This is a genomic window from Dyella sp. ASV21, assembly GCF_016428975.1.
GTDB lineage: Bacteria > Pseudomonadota > Gammaproteobacteria > Xanthomonadales > Rhodanobacteraceae > Dyella.
This window is the reverse complement of record NZ_JAELTT010000434.1, coordinates 1-233: the sequence shown is the minus strand read 5'-3', so window position 1 is coordinate 233 and position 233 is coordinate 1. Positions and strand designations below refer to the sequence as shown.

Sequence of the window (233 nt, the reverse complement as noted above, 5' to 3'; positions counted from 1 at the left end):
AAAAAAAAAAAAAAAAAAAAACAAAAAAAAAAAAAAAAAAAAAAAAAAAAAAAAAAAAAAAAAAAAAAAAAAAAAAAAAAAAAAAAAAAAAAAAAAAAAAAAAAAAAAAAAAAAAAAAAAAAAAAAACAAAAAAAAAAAAAAAAAAAAAAAAAAAAAAAAAAAAAAAAAAAAAAAAAAAAAAAAAAAAAAAAAAAAAAAAAAAAAAAAAAAAAAAAAAAAAAAAAAAAAAAAA

1 protein-coding gene is annotated in these 233 nt (G+C 0.9%); it reads left to right on the top strand.

Annotated features, from left to right (window positions below):
* The coding region (locus JHD67_RS22995; RefSeq protein ID WP_193223845.1) for a hypothetical protein at positions 1–233 on the top strand (233 nt) is incomplete at both ends.